Source organism: Thermodesulfobacterium commune DSM 2178 (genome assembly GCF_000734015.1).
GTDB classification, from domain to species: domain Bacteria; phylum Desulfobacterota; class Thermodesulfobacteria; order Thermodesulfobacteriales; family Thermodesulfobacteriaceae; genus Thermodesulfobacterium; species Thermodesulfobacterium commune.
Genome location: NZ_CP008796.1, coordinates 933,649 through 953,553, shown reverse-complemented (window position 1 = coordinate 953,553; position 19,905 = coordinate 933,649). Strand labels below are relative to the sequence as shown.

Annotated in this window: 24 protein-coding genes, 1 tRNA gene and 1 pseudogene; 23 read left to right on the top strand and 3 right to left on the bottom strand. The window is 37.7% G+C overall.

The features are described from left to right. Nucleotides 1-46: 46 nt before the first annotated feature. Genes HL41_RS04765 through rlmN form a run of 3 tightly spaced genes read left to right on the top strand, consistent with a single transcriptional unit; the run spans nt 47 to nt 3,868 of the window. Entirely contained in the window at nt 47-1,210 is a 1,164-nt protein-coding gene (locus HL41_RS04765; RefSeq protein ID WP_038060639.1) for a pyridoxal-phosphate-dependent aminotransferase family protein, read from the top strand. 34 nt (nt 1,211-1,244) lie between these two features. Beyond that, a complete protein-coding gene (serA, locus tag HL41_RS04760; protein WP_022856067.1) occupies nt 1,245-2,825 on the top strand; it encodes a phosphoglycerate dehydrogenase in 1,581 nt (526 codons plus the stop codon). A gap of 2 nt (nt 2,826-2,827) precedes the next feature. Beyond that, nucleotides 2,828-3,868, top strand: a complete 1,041-nt coding sequence (gene rlmN / locus HL41_RS04755) for a 23S rRNA (adenine(2503)-C(2))-methyltransferase RlmN (protein ID WP_022856068.1) — start codon at nt 2,828-2,830, stop codon at nt 3,866-3,868. On the opposite strand, the gene amrS is transcribed toward rlmN, so the two are convergent. Further along, on the bottom strand, nt 3,865-4,881 hold the full coding sequence (amrS, locus tag HL41_RS04750) for an AmmeMemoRadiSam system radical SAM enzyme (protein ID WP_038060785.1): 1,017 nt from the start codon (nt 4,879-4,881) through the stop codon (nt 3,865-3,867). The genes rlmN and amrS overlap by 4 nt on opposite strands. A gap of 202 nt (nt 4,882-5,083) precedes the next feature. Here amrS and HL41_RS09980 point away from each other — a divergent pair. Beyond that, nucleotides 5,084-6,915: pseudogene (locus HL41_RS09980) on the top strand (carbon starvation CstA family protein). Nucleotides 6,916-7,251: 336 nt separating this feature from the next. Here HL41_RS09980 and HL41_RS09975 read toward each other — a convergent pair. Further along, nucleotides 7,252-7,452 (bottom strand): chloride channel protein, encoded by a 201-nt coding sequence (locus HL41_RS09975; protein WP_028840851.1) that lies wholly within the window; start codon nt 7,450-7,452, stop codon nt 7,252-7,254. Nucleotides 7,453-7,832: 380 nt separating this feature from the next. Between HL41_RS09975 and HL41_RS04735 the strand changes: the two genes are divergently transcribed. The 7 genes from HL41_RS04735 to HL41_RS04710 all read left to right on the top strand — a co-directional run bounded on the left by HL41_RS04735 (nt 7,833) and on the right by HL41_RS04710 (nt 10,726). Next, entirely contained in the window at nt 7,833-8,057 is a 225-nt protein-coding gene (locus tag HL41_RS04735; protein WP_028840853.1) for a hypothetical protein, read from the top strand. A gap of 56 nt (nt 8,058-8,113) precedes the next feature. Then, a complete protein-coding gene (locus HL41_RS04730; protein ID WP_144241967.1) occupies nt 8,114-8,428 on the top strand; it encodes a hypothetical protein in 315 nt (104 codons plus the stop codon). Nucleotides 8,429-8,515: 87 nt separating this feature from the next. Next, nucleotides 8,516-9,043, top strand: coding sequence for a hypothetical protein (locus HL41_RS04725; protein WP_144241966.1), 528 nt, complete (start codon nt 8,516-8,518; stop codon nt 9,041-9,043). An 885-nt stretch (nt 9,044-9,928) separates the two neighbouring features. Then, nucleotides 9,929-10,033: a tyrosine-type recombinase/integrase gene (locus HL41_RS09970; RefSeq protein WP_407701837.1), complete on the top strand. Its 105-nt coding sequence runs from the start codon at nt 9,929-9,931 to the stop codon at nt 10,031-10,033. Between the two features lie 65 nt (nt 10,034-10,098). After that, the gene (locus tag HL41_RS09870; protein ID WP_268745240.1) at nt 10,099-10,230 is read left to right on the top strand and encodes a hypothetical protein; all 132 of its coding nucleotides are present in this window, start codon (nt 10,099-10,101) and stop codon (nt 10,228-10,230) included. Nucleotides 10,231-10,251: 21 nt separating this feature from the next. Continuing rightward, nucleotides 10,252-10,425: a tyrosine-type recombinase/integrase gene (locus tag HL41_RS09965; RefSeq protein ID WP_081856477.1), complete on the top strand. Its 174-nt coding sequence runs from the start codon at nt 10,252-10,254 to the stop codon at nt 10,423-10,425. Then, on the top strand, nt 10,358-10,726 hold the full coding sequence (locus HL41_RS04710) for a tyrosine-type recombinase/integrase (RefSeq protein ID WP_028840858.1): 369 nt from the start codon (nt 10,358-10,360) through the stop codon (nt 10,724-10,726). Before HL41_RS09965 ends, HL41_RS04710 begins: the two co-directional genes overlap by 68 nt. Before the next feature lie 97 nt (nt 10,727-10,823). Here HL41_RS04710 and HL41_RS04705 read toward each other — a convergent pair. Then, nucleotides 10,824-10,897 (bottom strand) — tRNA-Pro (locus HL41_RS04705). 254 nt (nt 10,898-11,151) lie between these two features. Here HL41_RS04705 and HL41_RS04700 point away from each other — a divergent pair. From HL41_RS04700 to HL41_RS04645, 12 genes are all read left to right on the top strand, one after another. Next, entirely contained in the window at nt 11,152-11,511 is a 360-nt protein-coding gene (locus HL41_RS04700) for a NifB/NifX family molybdenum-iron cluster-binding protein (RefSeq protein WP_038060638.1), read from the top strand. Between the two features lie 94 nt (nt 11,512-11,605). Next, complete coding sequence (locus HL41_RS04695) at nt 11,606-11,926, top strand: DUF5320 domain-containing protein (RefSeq protein ID WP_038060637.1); 321 nt, start codon at nt 11,606-11,608, stop codon at nt 11,924-11,926. Between the two features lie 37 nt (nt 11,927-11,963). Then, nucleotides 11,964-12,281 (top strand): NifB/NifX family molybdenum-iron cluster-binding protein, encoded by a 318-nt coding sequence (locus HL41_RS04690; RefSeq protein ID WP_038060635.1) that lies wholly within the window; start codon nt 11,964-11,966, stop codon nt 12,279-12,281. Between the two features lie 12 nt (nt 12,282-12,293). Beyond that, nucleotides 12,294-13,175, top strand: a complete 882-nt coding sequence (locus HL41_RS04685) for an Mrp/NBP35 family ATP-binding protein (RefSeq protein WP_022855683.1) — start codon at nt 12,294-12,296, stop codon at nt 13,173-13,175. Further along, nucleotides 13,172-13,885: an MBL fold metallo-hydrolase gene (locus tag HL41_RS04680; RefSeq protein ID WP_038060633.1), complete on the top strand. Its 714-nt coding sequence runs from the start codon at nt 13,172-13,174 to the stop codon at nt 13,883-13,885. The genes HL41_RS04685 and HL41_RS04680 overlap by 4 nt, the downstream gene beginning before the upstream one ends. Nucleotides 13,886-13,909: 24 nt before the next feature. Beyond that, nucleotides 13,910-14,752, top strand: coding sequence for an ATP-binding protein (locus HL41_RS04675; RefSeq protein ID WP_038060631.1), 843 nt, complete (start codon nt 13,910-13,912; stop codon nt 14,750-14,752). Next, on the top strand, nt 14,749-15,609 hold the full coding sequence (locus HL41_RS04670; protein WP_038060630.1) for an ATP-binding protein: 861 nt from the start codon (nt 14,749-14,751) through the stop codon (nt 15,607-15,609). Before HL41_RS04675 ends, HL41_RS04670 begins: the two co-directional genes overlap by 4 nt. Before the next feature lie 176 nt (nt 15,610-15,785). Then, nucleotides 15,786-16,235 (top strand): division/cell wall cluster transcriptional repressor MraZ, encoded by a 450-nt coding sequence (mraZ, locus tag HL41_RS04665; RefSeq protein WP_028843095.1) that lies wholly within the window; start codon nt 15,786-15,788, stop codon nt 16,233-16,235. Next, complete coding sequence (gene rsmH, locus HL41_RS04660) at nt 16,219-17,100, top strand: 16S rRNA (cytosine(1402)-N(4))-methyltransferase RsmH (protein WP_327138734.1); 882 nt, start codon at nt 16,219-16,221, stop codon at nt 17,098-17,100. Before mraZ ends, rsmH begins: the two co-directional genes overlap by 17 nt. After that, complete coding sequence (locus HL41_RS04655) at nt 17,097-17,453, top strand: hypothetical protein (RefSeq protein ID WP_038060627.1); 357 nt, start codon at nt 17,097-17,099, stop codon at nt 17,451-17,453. The genes rsmH and HL41_RS04655 overlap by 4 nt, the downstream gene beginning before the upstream one ends. Beyond that, complete coding sequence (locus HL41_RS04650) at nt 17,450-18,412, top strand: penicillin-binding protein 2 (protein WP_038060625.1); 963 nt, start codon at nt 17,450-17,452, stop codon at nt 18,410-18,412. Before HL41_RS04655 ends, HL41_RS04650 begins: the two co-directional genes overlap by 4 nt. Then, nucleotides 18,409-19,905: a UDP-N-acetylmuramoyl-L-alanyl-D-glutamate--2,6-diaminopimelate ligase gene (locus HL41_RS04645; RefSeq protein ID WP_051754506.1), complete on the top strand. Its 1,497-nt coding sequence runs from the start codon at nt 18,409-18,411 to the stop codon at nt 19,903-19,905. Before HL41_RS04650 ends, HL41_RS04645 begins: the two co-directional genes overlap by 4 nt.

Sequence of the window (19,905 nt, the reverse complement as noted above, 5' to 3'; positions counted from 1 at the left end):
AAATTTGATCTTGTAAAATTAAAAACTAACTTAAGCGGAGGTCTACATGGATTTTTTAGCTAAAAAATATCTTTTCACCCCTGGTCCGGTTCCTGTTCCTCCTAAGGCCCTTCTGACGATGGCTCAGCCGATGACCCATCATAGACTACCAGAATTTTCTGAAATTTTAAAAGAGATAAGAGAGAACCTAAAATATCTTTTTCAGACAAAGAATAACGTCTATTTTTTTGCTTCTTCTGGTACCGGTGCGATGGAGGCAGCTATTTTAAATCTTTTTTCTCCTGGAGACAAAGTATTGGTAGTTTCTGCAGGAAAGTTCGGGCAACGTTGGTTCGAACTTGCAAAAACTTTTGGTTTAAATCCTTTGGTAATAGACTTACCTTGGGGCAAAGCGGTAAAACCCGAGCAAGTAGAAGAGGTTTTAAACTCGCATCCTGACATCAAAGGGGTTTTACTCCAGGCTTGTGAAACCTCCACAGGCGTTAAACACCCTGTTAAAGAGATAGCACAGCTTACTAAAAATAGAGAAACTGTGATAGTAGTTGATGCTATCACCGGCCTTGGGGTGTTTGACATACCTATGGATGAGTGGGGACTTGATGTAGTGATCACAGGCTCTCAAAAGGCTTTAAGCCTTCCTCCTGGGCTTTCTTTTATAGCCTTTTCTGAAAAGGCTGAAAAGCTCTCAGAAAAATCTACTTTGCCTAAATATTATTTTTCTTTAAAAAAAGAAAAAAAAGCCTATGAAAAGGATACTACTTCTTTTACCCCAGCCGTAAGCCTTCTTTTAGGGCTGAGGGTGATTTTACAAAGAATAAAAGAGATAGGCCTTAAAGCGCTTTTTGAACATTATCAAGTCCAAGCTAATGCTTGTAGAGCAGCAGTAAAGGCCTTAGGACTTAAGATTTTTCCAGAGGTGCCTTCAGAATCATTAACGGTGATAGAGGTTCCTGAGGGGGTTAAAACAGGAGAACTTATTAACTTTCTTAAGAACAAATTAGGGATTATTTTTGCAGGAGGCCAGGATCATCTAAAAGGAAAGATTATAAGGATAACCCATATGGGAGATCAAAGTTTGTTTGACTTGCTTGTAGCTATTTCGGCTTTAGAGGTAGGGTTAAATCTTTTTGGGTATCAAGTAGAGTTAGGGGCTGGTGTTAAGGTAGCTGAAAAGGTTATCTTTGAACACCTAAAACATAGATATTTTTAAAAATTAAAAATATTAAAAGGAGGAAAAGGTGAAAATGAAGGTTCTTATTTCTGACTCACTTTCTGAAGAAGGTATAAAGATTCTTGAAGAACAAGGGTTAGAGGTTATCTATAAACCTGGTTTGCCTTATGAGGAACTTTTAGACCTGATCGGTGAGGTAGAAGGTCTTATTATAAGAAGTGCTACTAAGGTAACCAAAGAGGTTATAGAAAGGGCAAAAAAACTTAGAGTAATAGGTAGAGCAGGTACAGGGCTTGACAATGTAGACCTTCAGGCAGCCAACGAGAAAGGTATAGTCGTGATGAATGTTCCAGGAGGAAACAGTTTAGCAGCAGCAGAACATGCTTTAGCCCTTCTTTTTGCTTTAGCAAGAAAAATCCCTCAGGCAGTAGCCTCTATAAAAGCTGGGAAATGGGAAAAGAAAAAGTTTATAGGGGTAGAGGTGAATAATAAAGTTTTAGGTATCATAGGTTTAGGAAGGATAGGGGGGATTGTAGCAGAAAGAGCTTTAGGACTTAAGATGAAGGTTATAGCCTATGACCCCTTTGTAACCCCTGAAGCTGCTGAGAAAAAAGGGATAGAGCTGGTTAGTTTAGAGGAGTTGTTTAAAAGAGCAGATTTTATCACCATCCATACGCCTTTAACCAAAGAGACATATCATTTGATCGATGAAAAAGCTTTTTCTTTGATGAAAGACGGGGTTTATCTTATCAATTGTGCGAGAGGTGGGATAGTAGATGAAGAAGCATTGTATAAGGCTATGGTGTCTGGTAAGGTAGCTGGGGCAGCCCTTGATGTTTTTGAAAAAGAACCTATAGACCCTGATCATCCTTTATTAACTTTAGAAAATTTTATCGGAACTCCACATCTTGGAGCTTCTACAGTTGAGGCTCAAAAGGTAGTAGCTGTAGAAATAGCTAAACAAGTAGCTGATTACCTGACAAAAGGTATCATAAGAAATGCGGTTAACGTGCCATCGATTAGTCCTGAAACCCTTAAGATTATAGGTCCTATCATTACTCTTGCAGAAAAAATGGGGCTTTTAGCTACACAGATTACTGATGGGGCTATCAAAGAGGTAGAAATAAGCTATAGAGGAGAGATTTCACAGTTAGACGTAAGACCGGTTACCATAGCTTTGGTAAAAGGACTTCTTTACCCCTTCTTAAAAGAGGACGTAAACTATGTAAATGCCCTTATCAGGGCTAAAGAAAGAGACATCAAGGTAATAGAATCTAAAATAGAGATGGCAGAAGATTTTACCTCGCTTATTAGCCTCAAGGTTATCCACACTGAAGGTACTACCATCGTAGAAGGAACTCTTTTTGGTAAAAAGGAACCACGTATAGTTAAGATAAATGGTTTTAGGTTAGATGCTTTACCTGAAGGGCATATGCTTTATATTTTTAATGAAGACAAACCAGGGGTTATAGGGCAAATAGGAACCATTTTAGGCAAACACAACCTTAACATATCAAGGATGTATGTTGGTCAGGACCCGATGAAACAGACTAACGTGATCCTTCTTAGCTTAGACCAGCCTCCTACAGCAGAAGCCCTGGAGGAATTAAACAAATTAGATACCGTATATTTGGTAAAACCCTTAGAACTTTAACCATGGAAAAGCTTAATTTAAGAAACTATACCTTAGAAGAAATAGAGGTTTTGATCTCACATCTTGGTGAGCCTAAATATCGTGCAGAACAGATTTTTCACTGGATTACTTGTAAAGAAGCCATTGATTTTGACCAGATGACAAACCTTCCTAAGGTATTACGAAAAAAATTGGCAGAAACCTTTACTCTTGAGTTGCCAGAAGTAGTTGAAAAGATTTCAGATCTAGAGGGAACTACCAAATTCGCTCTAAAATTACAGGATGGTGAGATCATAGAGACGGTGGTCATCCCTGAAAGAGACCATTATACCCTTTGTGTCTCAACTCAGGTAGGATGTGCGATGGGGTGTAAGTTTTGTCTTACGGCTAAAGGAGGTTTTAAAAGAAATCTAGAGGTCTATGAAATAATCTCTCAAGTGATTATAGCACGTCTGTATCTTAAGGAAATAAATAGTTTGCTTCCTTTAAGAAACATTGTTTTTATGGGTATGGGAGAGCCTTTAGCTAACTACGAAAACTTGATAAAAGCTTTAAAGATCCTTGCCCATCCTTTGGGGTTTAATGTTTCTAAAAAAAGGTTAACGGTCTCTACTGTAGGGTTGGTAAAGAAGATTAAAAAGCTGGCAGAAGACTTCCCTACTGCTTTGGCTATTTCTCTTCATGCCCCAAATGATGACTTAAGAAAAAGTCTTATACCTGTAGCTAAAAAGTATCCTCTTAAAGACCTTTTAGAAACTATCAAAACTTTCCCTAGGATAAAAAACGGACGCACTACCATAGAATATATTCTTATAAAAGAAATAAATGATAGTCTCCAGCATGCCAAAGAGTTGGTAAACCTTTTCAGAGGTTTCCCTATTAAAATCAATCTTATTCCTTATAATCCCCACCCTGAGCTACCCTTTGAAAGACCAGAAGAAGAAAGGATAGAATCCTTTCAAAGGTTTTTGTTAGACCATGGCATCCTTACCACCGTAAGAAAGAGCAAAGGACTTGATATTTCTGCAGCTTGTGGTCAGCTAAGAAGAAGATTAACCCTTTAGCTCCATACCCCTGCAATAATAAATCCACAAACAGGACATACACCGTCACTTCTTAACCGAACCTTTAAGGCTCTTAATCCTCTTCTTTCTATAAGGAGTGTCTCGCATTTAGGACAGTAAGTGTTTTCATAAGGATTTCCTGGGACATTTCCTATGTATACATAGTTTAACCCAGCTTCTTTCCCTATTTCATAAGCCTTTTGCAAGGTTTCTATAGGGGTAAAATCTTTGTCAAGCATCTGATATTGAGGATAAAACCTTGAAAGATGCCAGGGGGTGTTTTCATCAAGCTCGGTTTTTATAAAATGGGCTATGTCTTTAAGCTCAGAAGGATCATCGTTTTCTCCTGGGATGATCAAGGTAGTGATTTCTACCCAGATACCTTTTTGTTTAAGATATTTTAGGTTGTCTAATACAGGTTGAAGTTTGGCTTTGCAAAGTTTTCGATAGAAACTATCTCTAAAGGATTTCAGGTCCACGTTTATTCCATGCAAATAGGGGCTGATGTAATCTATGGCCTCTTTAGTCATGTAGCCGTTTGAAACAAACACGTTTTTGATACCATGCTTAGAAGCTAATTTAGCACAATCGTAAGCAAACTCAAAAAAGATGGTAGGCTCTGTATATGTATAGGAAATACTTTTGGCATTTTCTTTTAAAGCTCTTTCTACGATTTCTTTAGGTGAAACTATTTTTCCAATAATAGCGTTGTAAAGATGGGGATATTGAGAGATTTCAAAGTTTTGGCAAAAACTACACCTGAAATTACATCCCACCGTGGCAATAGAATAACTCCAGGTTCCTGGTAAGAAGTGATAGAGGGGCTTTTTTTCTATGGGGTCTAAATTTTGTGCCGCAATTTTCCCATATACCAAAGAATATAAAACTCCCTCTTCGTTTTTCCTAACCCCACAAAGACCTACAGAATTGTTTGGTATTACACACCGATGGTTACATAGCATGCATCGAACCTTTTTTTCATCTAACTTTTGATAAAATAGAGCTTGCCTAATTCCCATAGATCTACTCCCCTTCTTTTTATTAAAATAAAAATTTTTTGTTAAAATTCAATCACGTTTAAGGAAGAATTAACCTTAGGCAAAGTCATAAGCATCCTATAGCGGATTAATTTTAATCGGTTGTCAAAACTAAAAATAGATTTAGAATTTTATAATATAATTTATTTGCGTTAAAAAACTAAAAAGGAGGTGCAAGATGCAGGCACTTGTGTTGGTGGTGATTTTATCGTGTGTTTTTGTGCTTGCCTATAGGTTTTACAGTGCATTTATTGCTGCAAAAGTTCTTTCTTTAGATCCCAAAAGACCTACTCCTTCTACTATTTTAAATGACGGAAGAGACTATGTCCCTACCAATCGTTGGCTTGTTTTTGGGCACCATTTTGCAGCGATAGCTGGCGCAGGACCTTTAATCGGACCTGTGTTAGCCGCACAATTCGGTTATTTGCCTGGTTTTTTATGGATTTTGATTGGGTGTGTGGTAGCTGGTGCTGTACATGATATGGTGGTGCTTTTTGCCTCAGTAAGACATAACGGAAAGTCTCTTGCTGAAATTGCTAAAGCCCAAGTTGGACCGGTATCTTACTGGCTTGTTCTTGTTGCTACTTTATTTTTGTTAATCATCGTTTTAGCTGGTGCTTCTATCGCAGTTGTGAATGCTTTGTATAATAGTCCCTGGGGAGCATTCACAGTTGGAGTAACCATACCGATTGCTATTTTTATAGGTATCTATCTTAAATGGTTAAGGCCAGGTAAGGTGGTAGAAGCAAGTATAATAGGGGTGATATTGATCATCTTAGCAGTTGTGGTTGGTCCAGTGATTAAAGAATCAAGCTTAGCACCTTATTTTACTCTTGATAAAAAAACACTTTCTATACTAGTTCCAGTGTATGGATTTTTTGCGGCTGTTTTACCTGTTTGGTTACTTCTTGTTCCAAGAGATTATTTGAGTTCTTACATGAAGTTCGGAACGATGTTTTTACTTGCCATCGGTGTGATACTTGTAAATCCTTTAATTAAATTAAAATGCCTGCAGTTACTCAGTTTGTGGCAGGTGGTGGTCCTGTTATACCAGGTAAGGTTTGGCCTTTTATGTTTATCACCATAGCTTGCGGAGCCATTTCAGGTTTCCATTCCCTTGTTTCATCAGGAACTACACCTAAAATGCTGGAAAATGAAAAAGATATAAGAGTGATTGGATATGGTGCTATGCTTGTAGAAGGATTTGTAGCTTTGATGGCCTTGATTGCTGCTACCGTACTTCCTACAGCAGACTATTTTGCCATAAACAGTGCTCCGGAAGCTTTTAAGAAACTCGGGATGCAGGTCCAAGATCTGCCTTATCTTTCTGCTTTAGTGGGAGAAGAGCTTGCAGGTCGTCCAGGTGGAGCGGTATCTTTGGCAGTAGGAATGGCTGATATTTTTTCAAGGATAGGTGGGCTAAGACATTTGATGAGTTACTGGTATCATTTTGCAATTATGTTTGAGGCCTTATTTATACTTACCCTTATCGATGCAGGAACAAGAGTAGGTAGGTATCTAATGCAGGAGTTAGGAGGGGTGTTTTATCCAAAGCTAAGAGATTACACATGGTGGCCAGGTGTAATTGTTACAAGTGGGATATTTACATTTTGCTGGGGATATCTTCTTTATACAGGAACGATAGCTACCATATGGCCACTTTTTGGAGTGAACAACCAGCTTCTTGCTGGGATGGCATTTGCAGTAACTACAACCTATCTTTTAAGGCTTGGTAAAGCAAAATATATATGGGTAACTCTCATTCCTATGACCTTTTTGTTAATAACCACCATCGTTGCTGGGTATCAAAATATAGTTAACAATTATCTTCCTAAACAAAAATATTTACTTGCCGTGCTTTCTGCGGTAATGATTTTATTGGTTATACTGATTGTAATGGACTCTATAAGGGTATGGCTAAAGATATTTAGAGGAGAGATCCCCCCTTATAAAGATAACGAAAATTCTCCTTCATTAAAAGCAGAAACAATGAAACATCTTTCTGAGTAGTCAGAAAATGTCATAAAATTGGGATGGCTGTCTTAAAGAAAGACAGCCATCCTTTTTCTATTTTAGACAACTTTTATTAAAAATTTGTTTGCAAAATATAGTAGCTACTCAATCAGATTTGCTATTAAAGATTATGTTGGCTGGTGAAAAAAGATGGCTATGACCTGTTAAAAAATTTTTTTATTAATTTGAAAAAGAATAGCAGAAAGGCTTTTTGGTCTTGGTTGATAGATAATTTTTATTATTTCTCTTAGTTCTTTTCCTTTTTCTATAGAAAGTGAGGTAGATTTTGCCATATCAAGACTTGACTGGAGAAGATGCTTCTGTGTCCTGTTATTAAGAAGCTGATGATACAATCGAGAGCCGCGTAGGAGCTATTTGGGGACCGAAAAGTTCTCCTGCCATAATGATTGCAGAGATATGAGTATTGGTTGCCCCTGCTAAAAGACTGACCATTCCAATAAAGGCAAATAAGGATCTGTCAAGTCCAAAAAGGATTCCAAATGTGTTATCTGCGGTTGCTCTTACAAAAAACACAAAGGGGTAACAATTCCTCCGCTACCCCCGAAGTTTAGGGTAATAGAAGTAAAAAGAATTTTTAAAATAAAGGCTATAGGAGAGATGGGTTCACCTACGATGGCTTTTTTATCGTCTCAAGTCCAAGACCAGGTAGTTTTCAGAAAATATAAACGTAAGGACTATAAGAATTAAACCACCTATGATGGGTTTAGAAAACAGATTTAGTTTTGAATTTTTGCTAATCTTTTCAAAAAACGGAAGGTTTCTATAAAAAGAAGCGAGATAAGTCCAAAAAAAGATTCCGCTAAAGCAGACTTTTATAAACAATAAACTGGTAAACATAGGGATAACTTTTAATGGTTCATGGAAGTAGGTAATCCCAAGGAAGGAGAAAAGGTATGAATAAAAAAATTGTTTCTAAAATCGCTTTACTATCTATTTCTTCACTTGTTTTCACGTTTAGCCTTATTGGCGAAGTAAAAGGAGTGGAAATTTTTGTTGAATACCTATTTCAGGGCCGTGATAAAGGCTTTTCTTCAAACCGGGAACTGATTGAGGATGCTATAAAAAAATGCATTCCAAACGCATTCTTGATGAAGAGCTACTTCCGGCCTAGCATGTAGTTTGTCCTGCGTTTGAAGACGTAGCTGTTTTCGCGATGCTTGCAACGTGATTTTTGGTGCTTGCGAACAAATATAAGGTTTTTCAGACACCACTTGACACATCAAAATACCTTGTTCTTAATGAAAGGTTTGTGAATGTAGGAGGAAGTGACCTTGGAGCTAAAAGCTGTAAGTTGGCTGGGGGGATGTGTTGGAACTGGTACCAAAAATCAGGTTCTCCTATGGACTACCCCATCGTAGCTGCCGAAATGCCTTTCTCAATACAACTTTTGGAATCTACTATACGTTCTCTTGAAAGCATAGTGAAAAGGAGTTCTGTTCTCAAAAAGTTCACGAGATGTGGTATCCCTTCTCCAAAAAGTTGTAGCTGAGTTTTCCAGTTAAAAAACTTCTGGCATAGAGAAAGAAGAAAAAAATGTCTCAGAAAAAAAGAAGAAACTTTTGGAATGACAACACAGATGCTATCTCAGTTTCAAACTTTCATTGCGTACGGACTTTTAGGTCCAGTTTGGTCCTACAGTATCCCTCCCTTTGTGTTTGCGTGTGCCGCTGACTTTTTACTCTATGTGTACGAAAAAGGAAACTGGGATTCTCTGATCCACGCCTTCCTTTTGTGGAAAGCTCTCTCTCCTGAAGCCGTGGAGCTTTCCAGGAATGATTCTATTTTGAATCGTGCCAAATTTTTCTACCTCTATCAGCGTGGAATCCTTGAGAATACTAACCTAACTCCATACGAGAAAGAGAAAGAGAAAAAGATAATCTGGGCAAATGCACTTTTGAACACGGCTCTTGTAGAATTCCCTGAGTTTCAGCATATGAAAGAAAAAATCCAGGTAGAAATCCAGAAGGCACATGAACGATACCAGATGTTGAAAAAAAACACACAGGAGATACGGGAAAAAGACCTTGTGCTTGCTTCTTTGAAATTCAAAGCTGACGAAGAGATCGTTGATACAAGCACAAAAGAACTATCTCCTGAAAAATAGCAGAAACTACTGGAGGAATATCAAAGATGGCCTGTGGTTTATTTATACTCCAATGATCCCACTCCTTTTAGAAAAGAAAATCTAAATTTCATAACTTCGCAACTAGAAAACGCAACAAAGCAAAACGATCCACGGCTGGCTACTGTATTTGTTCCTTCCAGTCTAAAAGTGGGGGTAGGAATAGGAGCAGGAATGCCGGGAGCAATAACCTTGGGAGCAGCAGGTGTAACTGGAGCGTTGTATTGGAGGAAGAAAAAAAGGATGTGAATTAAAATGGAAAAAATTCGCAATTTTTACCTAAATTTTTTCAAGATGAAGCAGTGCAAAAAGTATGGATAGAATTTTGGAAGAAGCATGAAAAGTTTATCTTGGTTCTCGGTGGGATGATTTTTTCACTGATTTTGCAACTATGGATGTCTGCCCTGTGAGTGACCACGGCTATAATTTTTCTAGTCTGGCGGTTTTACCGCCATGTAGTGTCTTTGTCTGGAGAAGAGGTGTAAGATGAAGGAAAACACTGAAATTCTCAGAATGATTCTAGAAAGACTTGACTTAATTGCCCAAAAACTTTAGGCTTTTGATCTTTTACTGGATTTTGAAGAAAAAAAAAAAACATGTTATTAAAACGATGGCGAGGCGAAAAGTGATGGAAATTTTAGAGAGAATAGAAAGAAAAACATAAATAGCTAATGGCTATAAGACCTTACAAGAACAAAAAAGATTGTTGGATCGTTGATATTTCTCTAGGTCGGAAGCACCGTTTTAGGCAAATCTTCCACGGGACTTATGAGGAGGCCAAAGTCTTTGAACAAGAGCTAAAAAAGAACTTTCTGTCTATATATGAAAAGTTCCAAACAAGCCTAATATTTCAAATATAGCCTATGAATACCTTCAATATGTCGGGTTCACCAATCTCAAAAAACGTTCTCTGAAAAAAAGAGAATCATTCTGAAACATATAATTCCTTTTTTCGGCCACCTTACTTTCTAAAAGATTTCTCCTTCTTTGATAGAGGCTTATAAACTAAAAAGATTGAGAGAGTTAGAAAAAAAGGCGTGAAAGGAACCAGAGCGGTGAATGTGGAGCTAAACACCCTTTCTGCATTTGTAAGGTGGGCTATGGAGATGGGTTATGCCAACCAACCACTGAAAATCAAAAGATTAAAACATAAATACCGACTTCCCTAACCTTTAGACCTACAGACTACCGTGAAATTCATTGAAACTGCGAAGTCAGAACCCTTTTACTATGCTCTATTTCTCGTTATGTACCATATGGGGCTGAGGAAAAATGAAGTAGTCGCACTCAGATGGAATGATATTTTCTGGGAACATAGTTTTATCCATGTCCGTGGAAAAGGAAATAAGTGGAAAAGGAAATAAGGAAAGGTTTGTTCCCATGAGCCAAGTTGTTTATTCAGCATTGCAAAATCTGAGAGACACCATAAAAACAAACACCCAGATTGTCTTCCCTTCACCAAAAAATCCAGAAAAGACCATCCGAGACTTACGGAAGGCAATCAAAAGGATAGTAAAGAAAGCTGGCATAACCCAACACATCCACCCTCACCAGCTCAGACATTCCTTTGCAACTCACCTGCTTGAACAGGGAGTAGACCTGAGAACAATTCAGGCTCTTTTAGGATACAGGACATCAAGACCACACAGATATACACGAAAGTAGCCTTTCCTCAATTAAGAAAAGCCATAGAAATTCTTGAGTCTAATGTCGTCAACACGTTGTCACAACTGAACCACAGTCCCTGGAAGACCAGAAAAAATCGGGGCGAGAGGATTTGAACCTCCGACCCCCTGCTCCCAAGGCAGGTGCGCTCCCAAGCTGCGCTACGCCCCGATAGTTTTTATTTTGATTACAATATAACTTATTCGTTAAATTTTACAACACCTAAATAATTAAGATTTTTTTGAATTTTTTAATCTTGTATATACCTTCTGATAAGGTTTAAGAAAAATAATTTGTTGTTCAGGCTTAGTCGTTTGATTTTGAGGCTATATGGTAGTTTTTTAACTTTTTTAAGAACTTGTTTTTATTTTAAATATGATTATAATTCTCAATATCAAAAAAATTTAAAAGAGGGGGGTTATAAAATGAGAATAGCGGTGGCTACAGAGGATGGATATGTGGCTCAACATTTTGGAAGATGTCCAAAGTTTACGATTTTAGAGGTTAAGGATGGACAGATTGTTAATCAGTCTGTTTTAGAAAACCCAGGTTATAGGACTCATCAACCAGGGTTAGTGCCTACTTTCTTGAGAAATCAAGGGGTAGACTGTGTTATAGCTGGGGGGATGGGGCCAAATGCAGTAAATATGCTTGAGTCTTTTGGGATAAAGGTCATCCTTGGCGTAACAGGAAAAGTTGAAGAAGTGATGAAAGCTTTTATCAGTGGAAGTTTAGAGGGAGGAGAAAGCCTTTGTGATCATGGAGAACATGAGTGTCAACATTAAAAAATATCTTTTAGGGTCTTGACTTTTTAAAGAGTATGGTTAAATTTAATAATGAAAATCATTTTCATTAAAAAACTAAAAGGAGGTGTTGGGTATGCCTTGGGGAGATAGAACAGGTCCACTTGGGTTAGGACCAAGAACAGGAAGAGGTTTAGGATATTGTTCTGGGGCTAATACTCCTGGGTTTATGATTCCTGGAGGATTAGGATGGGGTAGAGGTAGAAGAGGTGGTTGGGGTTGTTGGAGATGGTTTGCAGGTCTTGGAAGAGGGTGGAGATGGTTCTGGAGAAGGGCTTTTGGAGCAAGGTTCTCTTCGGTAAATGAAGCAGAAATACTAAGGCAGGAGGCAGAGATTTTAAGAAAGAATCTTGAAGCTATAGAAAAACGTTTAAGTGAAATCGAACAGGGTAAGTAATTTAAAATTTTTTAAAAAATAAGCAGGAGTTAATGCCATGAAAATTTGTATAGTCTCTCAAGGAAAGGATTTAGAGGCAGAGATAGACTCAAGGTTCGGACGTTGCAGATATTTTGTTTTTTACGATACAGAAACAGGAGAGTACGAGGTAATAGAAAATACCTGGAGAGAGGCTACTCAAGGGGCTGGGGTTCAAGCTGCCCAGTTTGTGGCTTCTAAAGGGGTTCAAGTTTTAGTTACTGGTGGTAAATTAGGTCCGAAAGCAGAAAGGATAATTGGTTCGGCGAAAATAAAAATTTTAGAAGTTTCGGGTAAGGTGATAGATGGAATCAATCAGGTTAAAAATCTGAGTTAGGAGGCCTGAAGTATGGAAGAAAAAGGTTGTAGCTGTGAGAATCAATGTAGTCCTCAATGTGATGCAAAACAATGTGATGCAAAAAAAGGATTAAATGAAGAGGGTCAGGATGGGCTTAAAAATACAGTTTCTAAAATAAAAAGAAAAATTTTGGTGTTATCTGGAAAAGGAGGGGTTGGTAAAAGTACGGTGTCTACCAATCTTGCGGTGGGGTTATCTCAAAAAGGATATTTTACTGGACTCTTGGATATAGATATTCACGGGCCTAATATTCCTAATATGTTAGGCTTACAAGGTATTCCTCCTTTGGTTACCGATGCCGGGCTTTTCCCTTTGAAGCCTTTTGAAAATTTAGAAGTAATCTCTATAGGGTTTTTCTTGCAGGAAAAAGATACTCCGGTAATTTGGCGAGGTCCCCTGAAACATCGGGTGATAGAGCAGTTTTTAACAGAGGTTCGTTGGGGACCTCTTGATTATTTAGTGGTTGATTCTCCTCCAGGTACAGGAGATGAAGTGATTTCTATCCATCAACTTTTAGATAAAGTTGACGGAGCTGTCATAGTAGCTACCCCTCAAGAGGTAGCTTTGGCTGATGTGAGAAGGTCTATAAGGTTTTGTTTAGAGGCTTCGATCCCTATCCTTGGAGTTGTAGAAAACATGAGTGGGTTTGTTTGTCCCCGTTGTGGAGATATAATCGAAATATTTAAGACAGGTGGAGCGGAAAAAATCGCTAAAGAGTATAACATTCCTTTTTTAGGCAAAATTCCTCTTGACCCAAGGATAGTTCAGGGAGGAGACGAAGGAAAACCAGTTTTATTATACTATCCTGACAGTGAACCTGCTAAAGCTTTTGCAAAAGTGGTAGATAAAATCGTGGAGGCCCTTAACCCTTGATAGAAGTTACCATAGTTTTTGATAACTATAAGGGTGAACCAGGTTTTGAAACAGGTTGGGGATATAGCTGCGTTGTTAAGAGAAACGATGAATTTTTACTTTTTGATACCGGGGCCGACGGACAAAAGTTGATAAAAAATTTAAAAAGAGCAGGGATAACTCCTTCTTTAGTTTCAAAAATCATTCTATCTCATGCCCACAAAGACCATACAGGTGGTTTAAAAGAGATACAGAGTTTAATGCCTGAGGCTGAGATTTATGCCGGAGTCTCTTTTTATGAAGAGGTTAAAAAGTTATTGCCTTACGCAAGGTTGTTTAAAGTTTCTTCAGAGGTTTTAAGGATTACCCAAGGAGTTTATCTTACCGGTGAGCTTGAAGGAAAGGTCAAAGAAACTTCCTTGGTTTTAGAAGCCAAAGATGGGGTGATAGTCCTTACAGGGTGTGCTCATCCTGGGATCGAAAAAATTATCGAAAAAGTTATCTCTGAGATCAACCCTAAGGTTTTAGCGATTTTAGGAGGTCTTCATCTGCTTGATAAAAACGCGGAAGAAATTAGGAACGTGATAGCTTGTTTAGAAAGTAAAGATGTCCGATTGCTCGCACCATCTCATTGCACCGGAGACCTTGCTCTAAAGCTTTTTAAACAACATTTTAAAGAAAGGTTTTTAAAGGTAGGGGTAGGGACTAAAATTACTTTTGAGAGCAAATAAGAAAAGGTTATACAAGATAAACGAATGATAATCTCAGTTGCCAGCGGAAAAGGAGGAACAGGTAAAACTACGGTAGCGGTTTCTTTAGCCTTAACCATAGGTAACGCTCAGATAATCGATTGTGATGTAGAAGAACCAAATGTTCGACTTTTTTTAACCCCAGAGATCAAAGAAACCTATCAAGTAAATACCCTGATTCCTGAGATAGATAAAGAAAAATGTACTTATTGTGGTTATTGTAGCAAAATATGCGTTTATAATGCTTTGTCTGTGTTAAAGTTTGAACAAGGTGGGGAGGTTTTCTTTTTTCCTCATCTATGTCATGGATGTGGAGGTTGTATTTTACTCTGTCCTGAAAAGGCTATTTATTCTGGATTCAGGCCTATAGGAGAAATAACCAAAGGTGTTAAAGAAGGCATAGAGTTTATAGAGGGGAAGCTAAACATTTCGGAGGTGCTTGCCCCTAAGGTAATCGAAGAAACTAAAAAGTTTATCGATCCTGATAAGATTGCAATCATCGATGCCCCACCTGGTACTTCATGCCCTACGGTGGCCTCAATAAAAGGTGCTGATTTCTGCATTCTGGTTACAGAGCCAACCCCTTTTGGACTTCATGACTTAGAGCTTGCTTATGAAATGACCAAAGTTTTAAACATACCCTGCGGGGTAATCATCAATAAATCTCAGGAAGATAAAATTGTGGAAAACTTTTGTGAAAATGTCGGCCTTCCCATTTTGATGAAAATCCCTTTTAAAAGAGAAATAGCTGAGTTTTATTCAAAGGGCATTCCTTTGGTAGTTGGTATGCCTGAGTATAAAGAAAAATTCTTAAATCTTATTAAATCGATAAAGGGATTTATAAAATGAAACAGATTTTGGTGATAAGTGGAAAAGGTGGAACAGGTAAAACCTTTTTTACAGGTTGTTTGGCAGTAGCTATCTTAAACAAGGTTATCGTAGATTGTGATGTTGATGCAGCTAATTTACATCTGCTTTTACATCCTTCTATAGAGCAATCTTTTGAGTTTTTTGGAGGAAAGAAAGCCTTTATAGACAAAGAAAAATGCACCTTATGTGGGGCTTGTAAGGAGGTGTGTCAATTTGAGGCTATAAACGATGATTTTCAGGTTGATAGGTTTTCTTGTGAGGGGTGTACTGTTTGTAGCTATATATGTCCTGCCTCAGCTATCGTTTTTAACGATGTGTTATCAGGATACTACTTTATTTCTCAAACTGAGTATGGGAAAATGGTTCACGCAAGACTGGGTATCGCCCAGGAAAACTCAGGAAAATTGGTAGCTAAACTGAGAGAAGTAGCTAAAGGAATAGCTGAGACAACCAAGGCAGATTTTATCATTCTTGATGGGCCCCCTGGAATAGGTTGTCCGGTAATGGCCTCTATGACTGGTGTTGACCTTGCTATAGCCATTACTGAACCGACTGTTTCTGGTCTTCACGATGTAAAAAGGGTGATAGATCTTGCTCGACATTTTAAGGTGGACCTAAAGGTGATTATCAATAAGTATGACTTAAATCCTGAGATGAGCCAACATATGGCCACCCAACTCGAGAAAGAAGGGACTGAGGTAATAGGTGTGATCCCCTTTTCTGAAGAAATTTTAGAGTCAGTAAAAGCTGGGATCCCTTATCTTAAATTTTCCCAAAGTAGTTTAGCCAAGAAGATAGAGCAACTTATATATAAAATTCTTGAGAAAATCACTTAGTTACTTTTTTAAATCACAAGATATAAAGAACAAGGCTTAGTTCCGTTAATTTTTAAGATAAAACCATATAAAGAATAATTTTAATTTTACAATCAATTAAATTTAAAAAATCGGTCTTGACTTTTATCTAGTTTTTTATATTGTAAGTGGTATATAGTGGTAAAAAGTGGAAGATAATGTTTAGAGGTAAGTTTAAGCACTCTTTAGATGAAAAAGGTCGGTTTAGTCTTCCTGCTAAATTTAGAGAGGTTCTAAGGGTTAAATATGGGAGTGAAAATTTAGTGGTTACTAACTATCCTGAGTGTTTGGTAGCCTATCCTGTAGAGGAATGGCAAAAGATAGAAGAAAAGTTGTTGGGGCTTCCTTGGGATGTTCCAGAGGTAAGGGAATATGTAAGGTATTTTTTAGGTTCTGCTGAGGAATGCCAGCCTGACAAACAGGGAAGGATTTTGTTGCCCCAGTCTTTGAGAGAAGAAATTGGGTTAGAAAAAGAGGTGGTGCTGTTAGGAATGCTTTATCACTTCGAGATATGGAATCCAGTTCATTTAGAAAGCAGGTTTAGAGAAACGAAAAATAATTTTAACCAGATTATGCAGATGATAAACCCCTATCTCACCGGGAGGTAGGAGTATTTCTTTCCATGAGCCTGTGCTTTTAGAGGAGATTATAGATTGGCTTAAGGTGTTTCCAGATAAGATCTATGTAGACGGCACTGTGGGGATGGGAGGGCATAGTGAGGCTATTCTTGAAAGGTCTTCTCCTACAGGTGTTTTATACGGTTTTGAATGGAATGAACCTTCTTTTGAGCTCGCTAAGCAAAGGTTAAGTAAATATGGAGATAGAGCAAGACTTTTTAACTTAAATTTTATTTATATAAAAGAAGTTTTACAGAAAGAAGGTGTGTTGGCAGATGGGATTTTATTAGACCTTGGTATTTCTTCTTTTCTGTTAGAACATAGCGGACGGGGTTTTTCTTTCCAAAAAGATGAGCCTTTAGACATGAGGATGAGTTTGGAAAAAGAGCTTACCGCAGAAAAAATCTTAAATATTTATGATGTAAAAAGGCTTTCTCAGGTTTTTTTAACAGGAGAGGTCCCAAGTGCCGTTAAATTTGCTCAGTTTATCTGCGAAAGAAGAAAAAGAAAACCCTTTAAAACCACTAAAGATTTGGTAGAGGCTGTTAAGGAGTTTTATAAAAGTAGCAGAAAGAGCCTTCTTGCTGTGATATTTCAAAGTTTACGAATAGAAGTTAACGAAGAACTTAAGAATTTAGAAAAAGTGCTAAAGGAGGTACCAGAGGTTTTAAAAACAGGAGGAAGGATAGCGATAATTTCTTTTCATTCTTTAGAGGATAGGCTGGTAAAAAATTTTTTTAAGGTTGACCCGAGGATAAGGCCTGTGTTAAAAAAGCCGGTTGTTCCTACTTTAGAAGAGATAAGAAGAAATCCAAGGGCCCGTAGTGCCAAACTAAGGGTGGGGGAGAAAATATGATAGCCAATAAAACCTTGGTTTATAAGCCTCATTTAGACCGTAGGGTTAACCAGGATTCAAGTTCTCAAAAGAAAAACGTGGCCAAGTTTTGTTTTAAAGAATGGATAAAACAGCTGGCTTTTAATACCGCTCTTATCCTAACCACGGTACTGCTCTTTGTAATGTCGGTAGCTACAGCCTATAAAACCTATGTTTGGATTAAGCTAAAGGTAGAAAAACACCAACTTCTTAACAAAAATAAAGAATTAAAAAATCAGTTTTATAGCTTAACCAGTCGAGAAATAGTGTTAGAAAAGGCTAAAAAACTTGGGTTAAGACCACCTCAAAATGGGGATTATATTTTTCTAAGATGAGTAAAAAACAGCATTACAGTTTATGGTGTTTTTTGGGCATATTTCTGTTTTTTCTGGTGTTGGTGCTCAATTTTTCTGTCGAAAAGGTTACCGGCAAATCTTCTCTTCCAGAGGTAAAACGAGGATATATTTTTGATAGAAACTACGAACCCTTAGTCATTACTTTAGAAAACTATAAGGCCTATTATGTTATTAAAAACAACAACTGGATGGCTGAGTCTATACCTGATGTGGTAAAGACCTACCTGCCTTCTACTTTAAACCTTCCGAAAAAGGGGATCATCCTTCTTTCTGAGGATTTGACGTTAGATGAAGTAGAGAGGCTCTCAAAGGAGTCAAGAGTTCTTATAGAAAAATCTTTTAGAAGAAAGATACTGGTTCCAGAGATGGATTTTCTGATAGGAGAAACGTTTAATGGTTATGGGGTTTCAGGTTTAGAAAAGAGGTTTGATGCTTATCTCCAGAAAGGAGAGCCGCTGGTGTTATCTTTGGACCTTAAAAAGGAAAAAAAGTTTCTGAATCTTAAAAAACAGCTAGAAAAAAATTATCAACTAGGTTTAGCAGAAATAGACCTTTCTACAGGAGAGGTTTTAGCTTACGTGGATGAAAAAGAAACTCCGTTGTTTGAAGAAGCTTACCCTTCATCAGTTTTTGGGATATTTCATAAAAATCAAAAGACAACTCTCTGGGGTTTAGGAGAATACTTTTTGGCTAGTCTTTGTGGTCAGAATATTTCTATCGATTTTGTGAAAAAAAACGAAAAGGTTTGCAATCCAGAGTTGGAAAATTTCTCCAAAGACAAGATGATGTTTTTATTGGACAAATCAGTGGTAAGGGTTTATTTTAAGGATAATAAAATGTTAATTGTAGTTTTAAAAGAGAAAAACAATTCTTCCGAGGACATAAAGATTAATCTTTGTTCAGAACGGTTTGACGACTTATTTGCAGGGTTGTTATGAAATTTCTGAAGGACATTATTAAGGATGTGGAAATACTAAAGGTTTACCCTGAGGATGAGAAGTGGTTAACCATCCAGGTTTATGGAATCGCTGACAACTCTAAAGAGATGTCTGAGGGCTACGTGTTTATAGCAAGGAAAGGGACTAATCTTAAGGGCGAAGACTTTATACCTGAGGCTATTAACAGAGGTGCTAAGGTTATCGTTAGGGAGACACCTATAGAGCCCCAAAAAATTCCCTCAGGGGTTTATCAAATCCAGGTAAGGGATGTTAAAAAAGCCCTTTCTCAGATGGCTTTGAATTTTTTTGACCACCCTGAAAAGAAACTAACCCTTATAGGGGTTACCGGAACCAACGGAAAAACTTCGGTATGCTACTTTACAAAAACTTTGTTGCAAAGCCTTGGGGTAAAAACCGGGTATATAGGAACTATTTTTTACGAGATAGAAAGAAGAATTCCTGCTACTGAGACTACACCTTCTATCATAAAACTTGGTTGGTTGATGAAAGAAATGGTAGATAAGGGATTTAAAGCCTGTGTGATGGAGGTTTCTTCTCATGCTTTAGACCAAAAAAGAGTAGAAGGACTTTCCTTTGAAATAGCAGGTTTTACCAACCTTTCAAGAGATCACTTGGATTACCATAAAACCATGGAAGCCTATTTTCAGGCTAAAAAGTTACTTTTTACCGATTATTTAACTCCAGAAGGCAAGGTAGTTTTATCATTTGAGACAGAGTATGGGAAAAGACTTTATCAGGAGTTAAAAACCTTTTTACTTGAAGACCGGATCCTCATTGTAAACGATGGTTATTTAAGGGTAGAAATTTTAGGGATGGAAGATGGGCTTGAGGTAGAGTTAAAATTTTTAGAGACTGGTGAGGTATATAGGGTTAAAACCTCACTTTTTGGAGAATACCAGGCAAAAAATCTAGCTACGACAGTAGGAATTTTGACGGCTTTAGGCTATCCCAAGGAAGAGATAGTTTTAAGGCTTAGGGAGCTTAGAAATCCAGTAGGAAGGTTAGAACTGGTAGCTGAGTTTAACGGGGCTAAGGTGTTTGTAGACTATGCTCATACTCCTTCAGCTCTAGAGTATGCCTTGAAAAGTTTATTACCTCTAAAGAAAAACAGGCTTGTTGTGGTTTTTGGTTGTGGAGGTAACCGAGATGCTGGTAAAAGACCTCTTATGGGTGAGGTAGCAGAAACTATTGCAGATTATGTAATCCTTACTTCAGACAACCCTCGTTTTGAAGAGCCTGAGGCTATCATCGACGATATAAAGAAGGGGCTAAAAGGCATAAAACCCTGTGCAGTGATTTCAGACAGAAGAGAAGCCATCGAGTTTGCGATAAAACTTTTGGAAGAAGGAGATGTATTGTTAATCGCAGGAAAGGGTCACGAAACCTATCAGGAGATTCAGGGAAAAAGGTATCCTTTTTCTGACCAGGAAGAGATTTTGAAAACTATAAAGAGGATAAAAGAGAGGTCATAG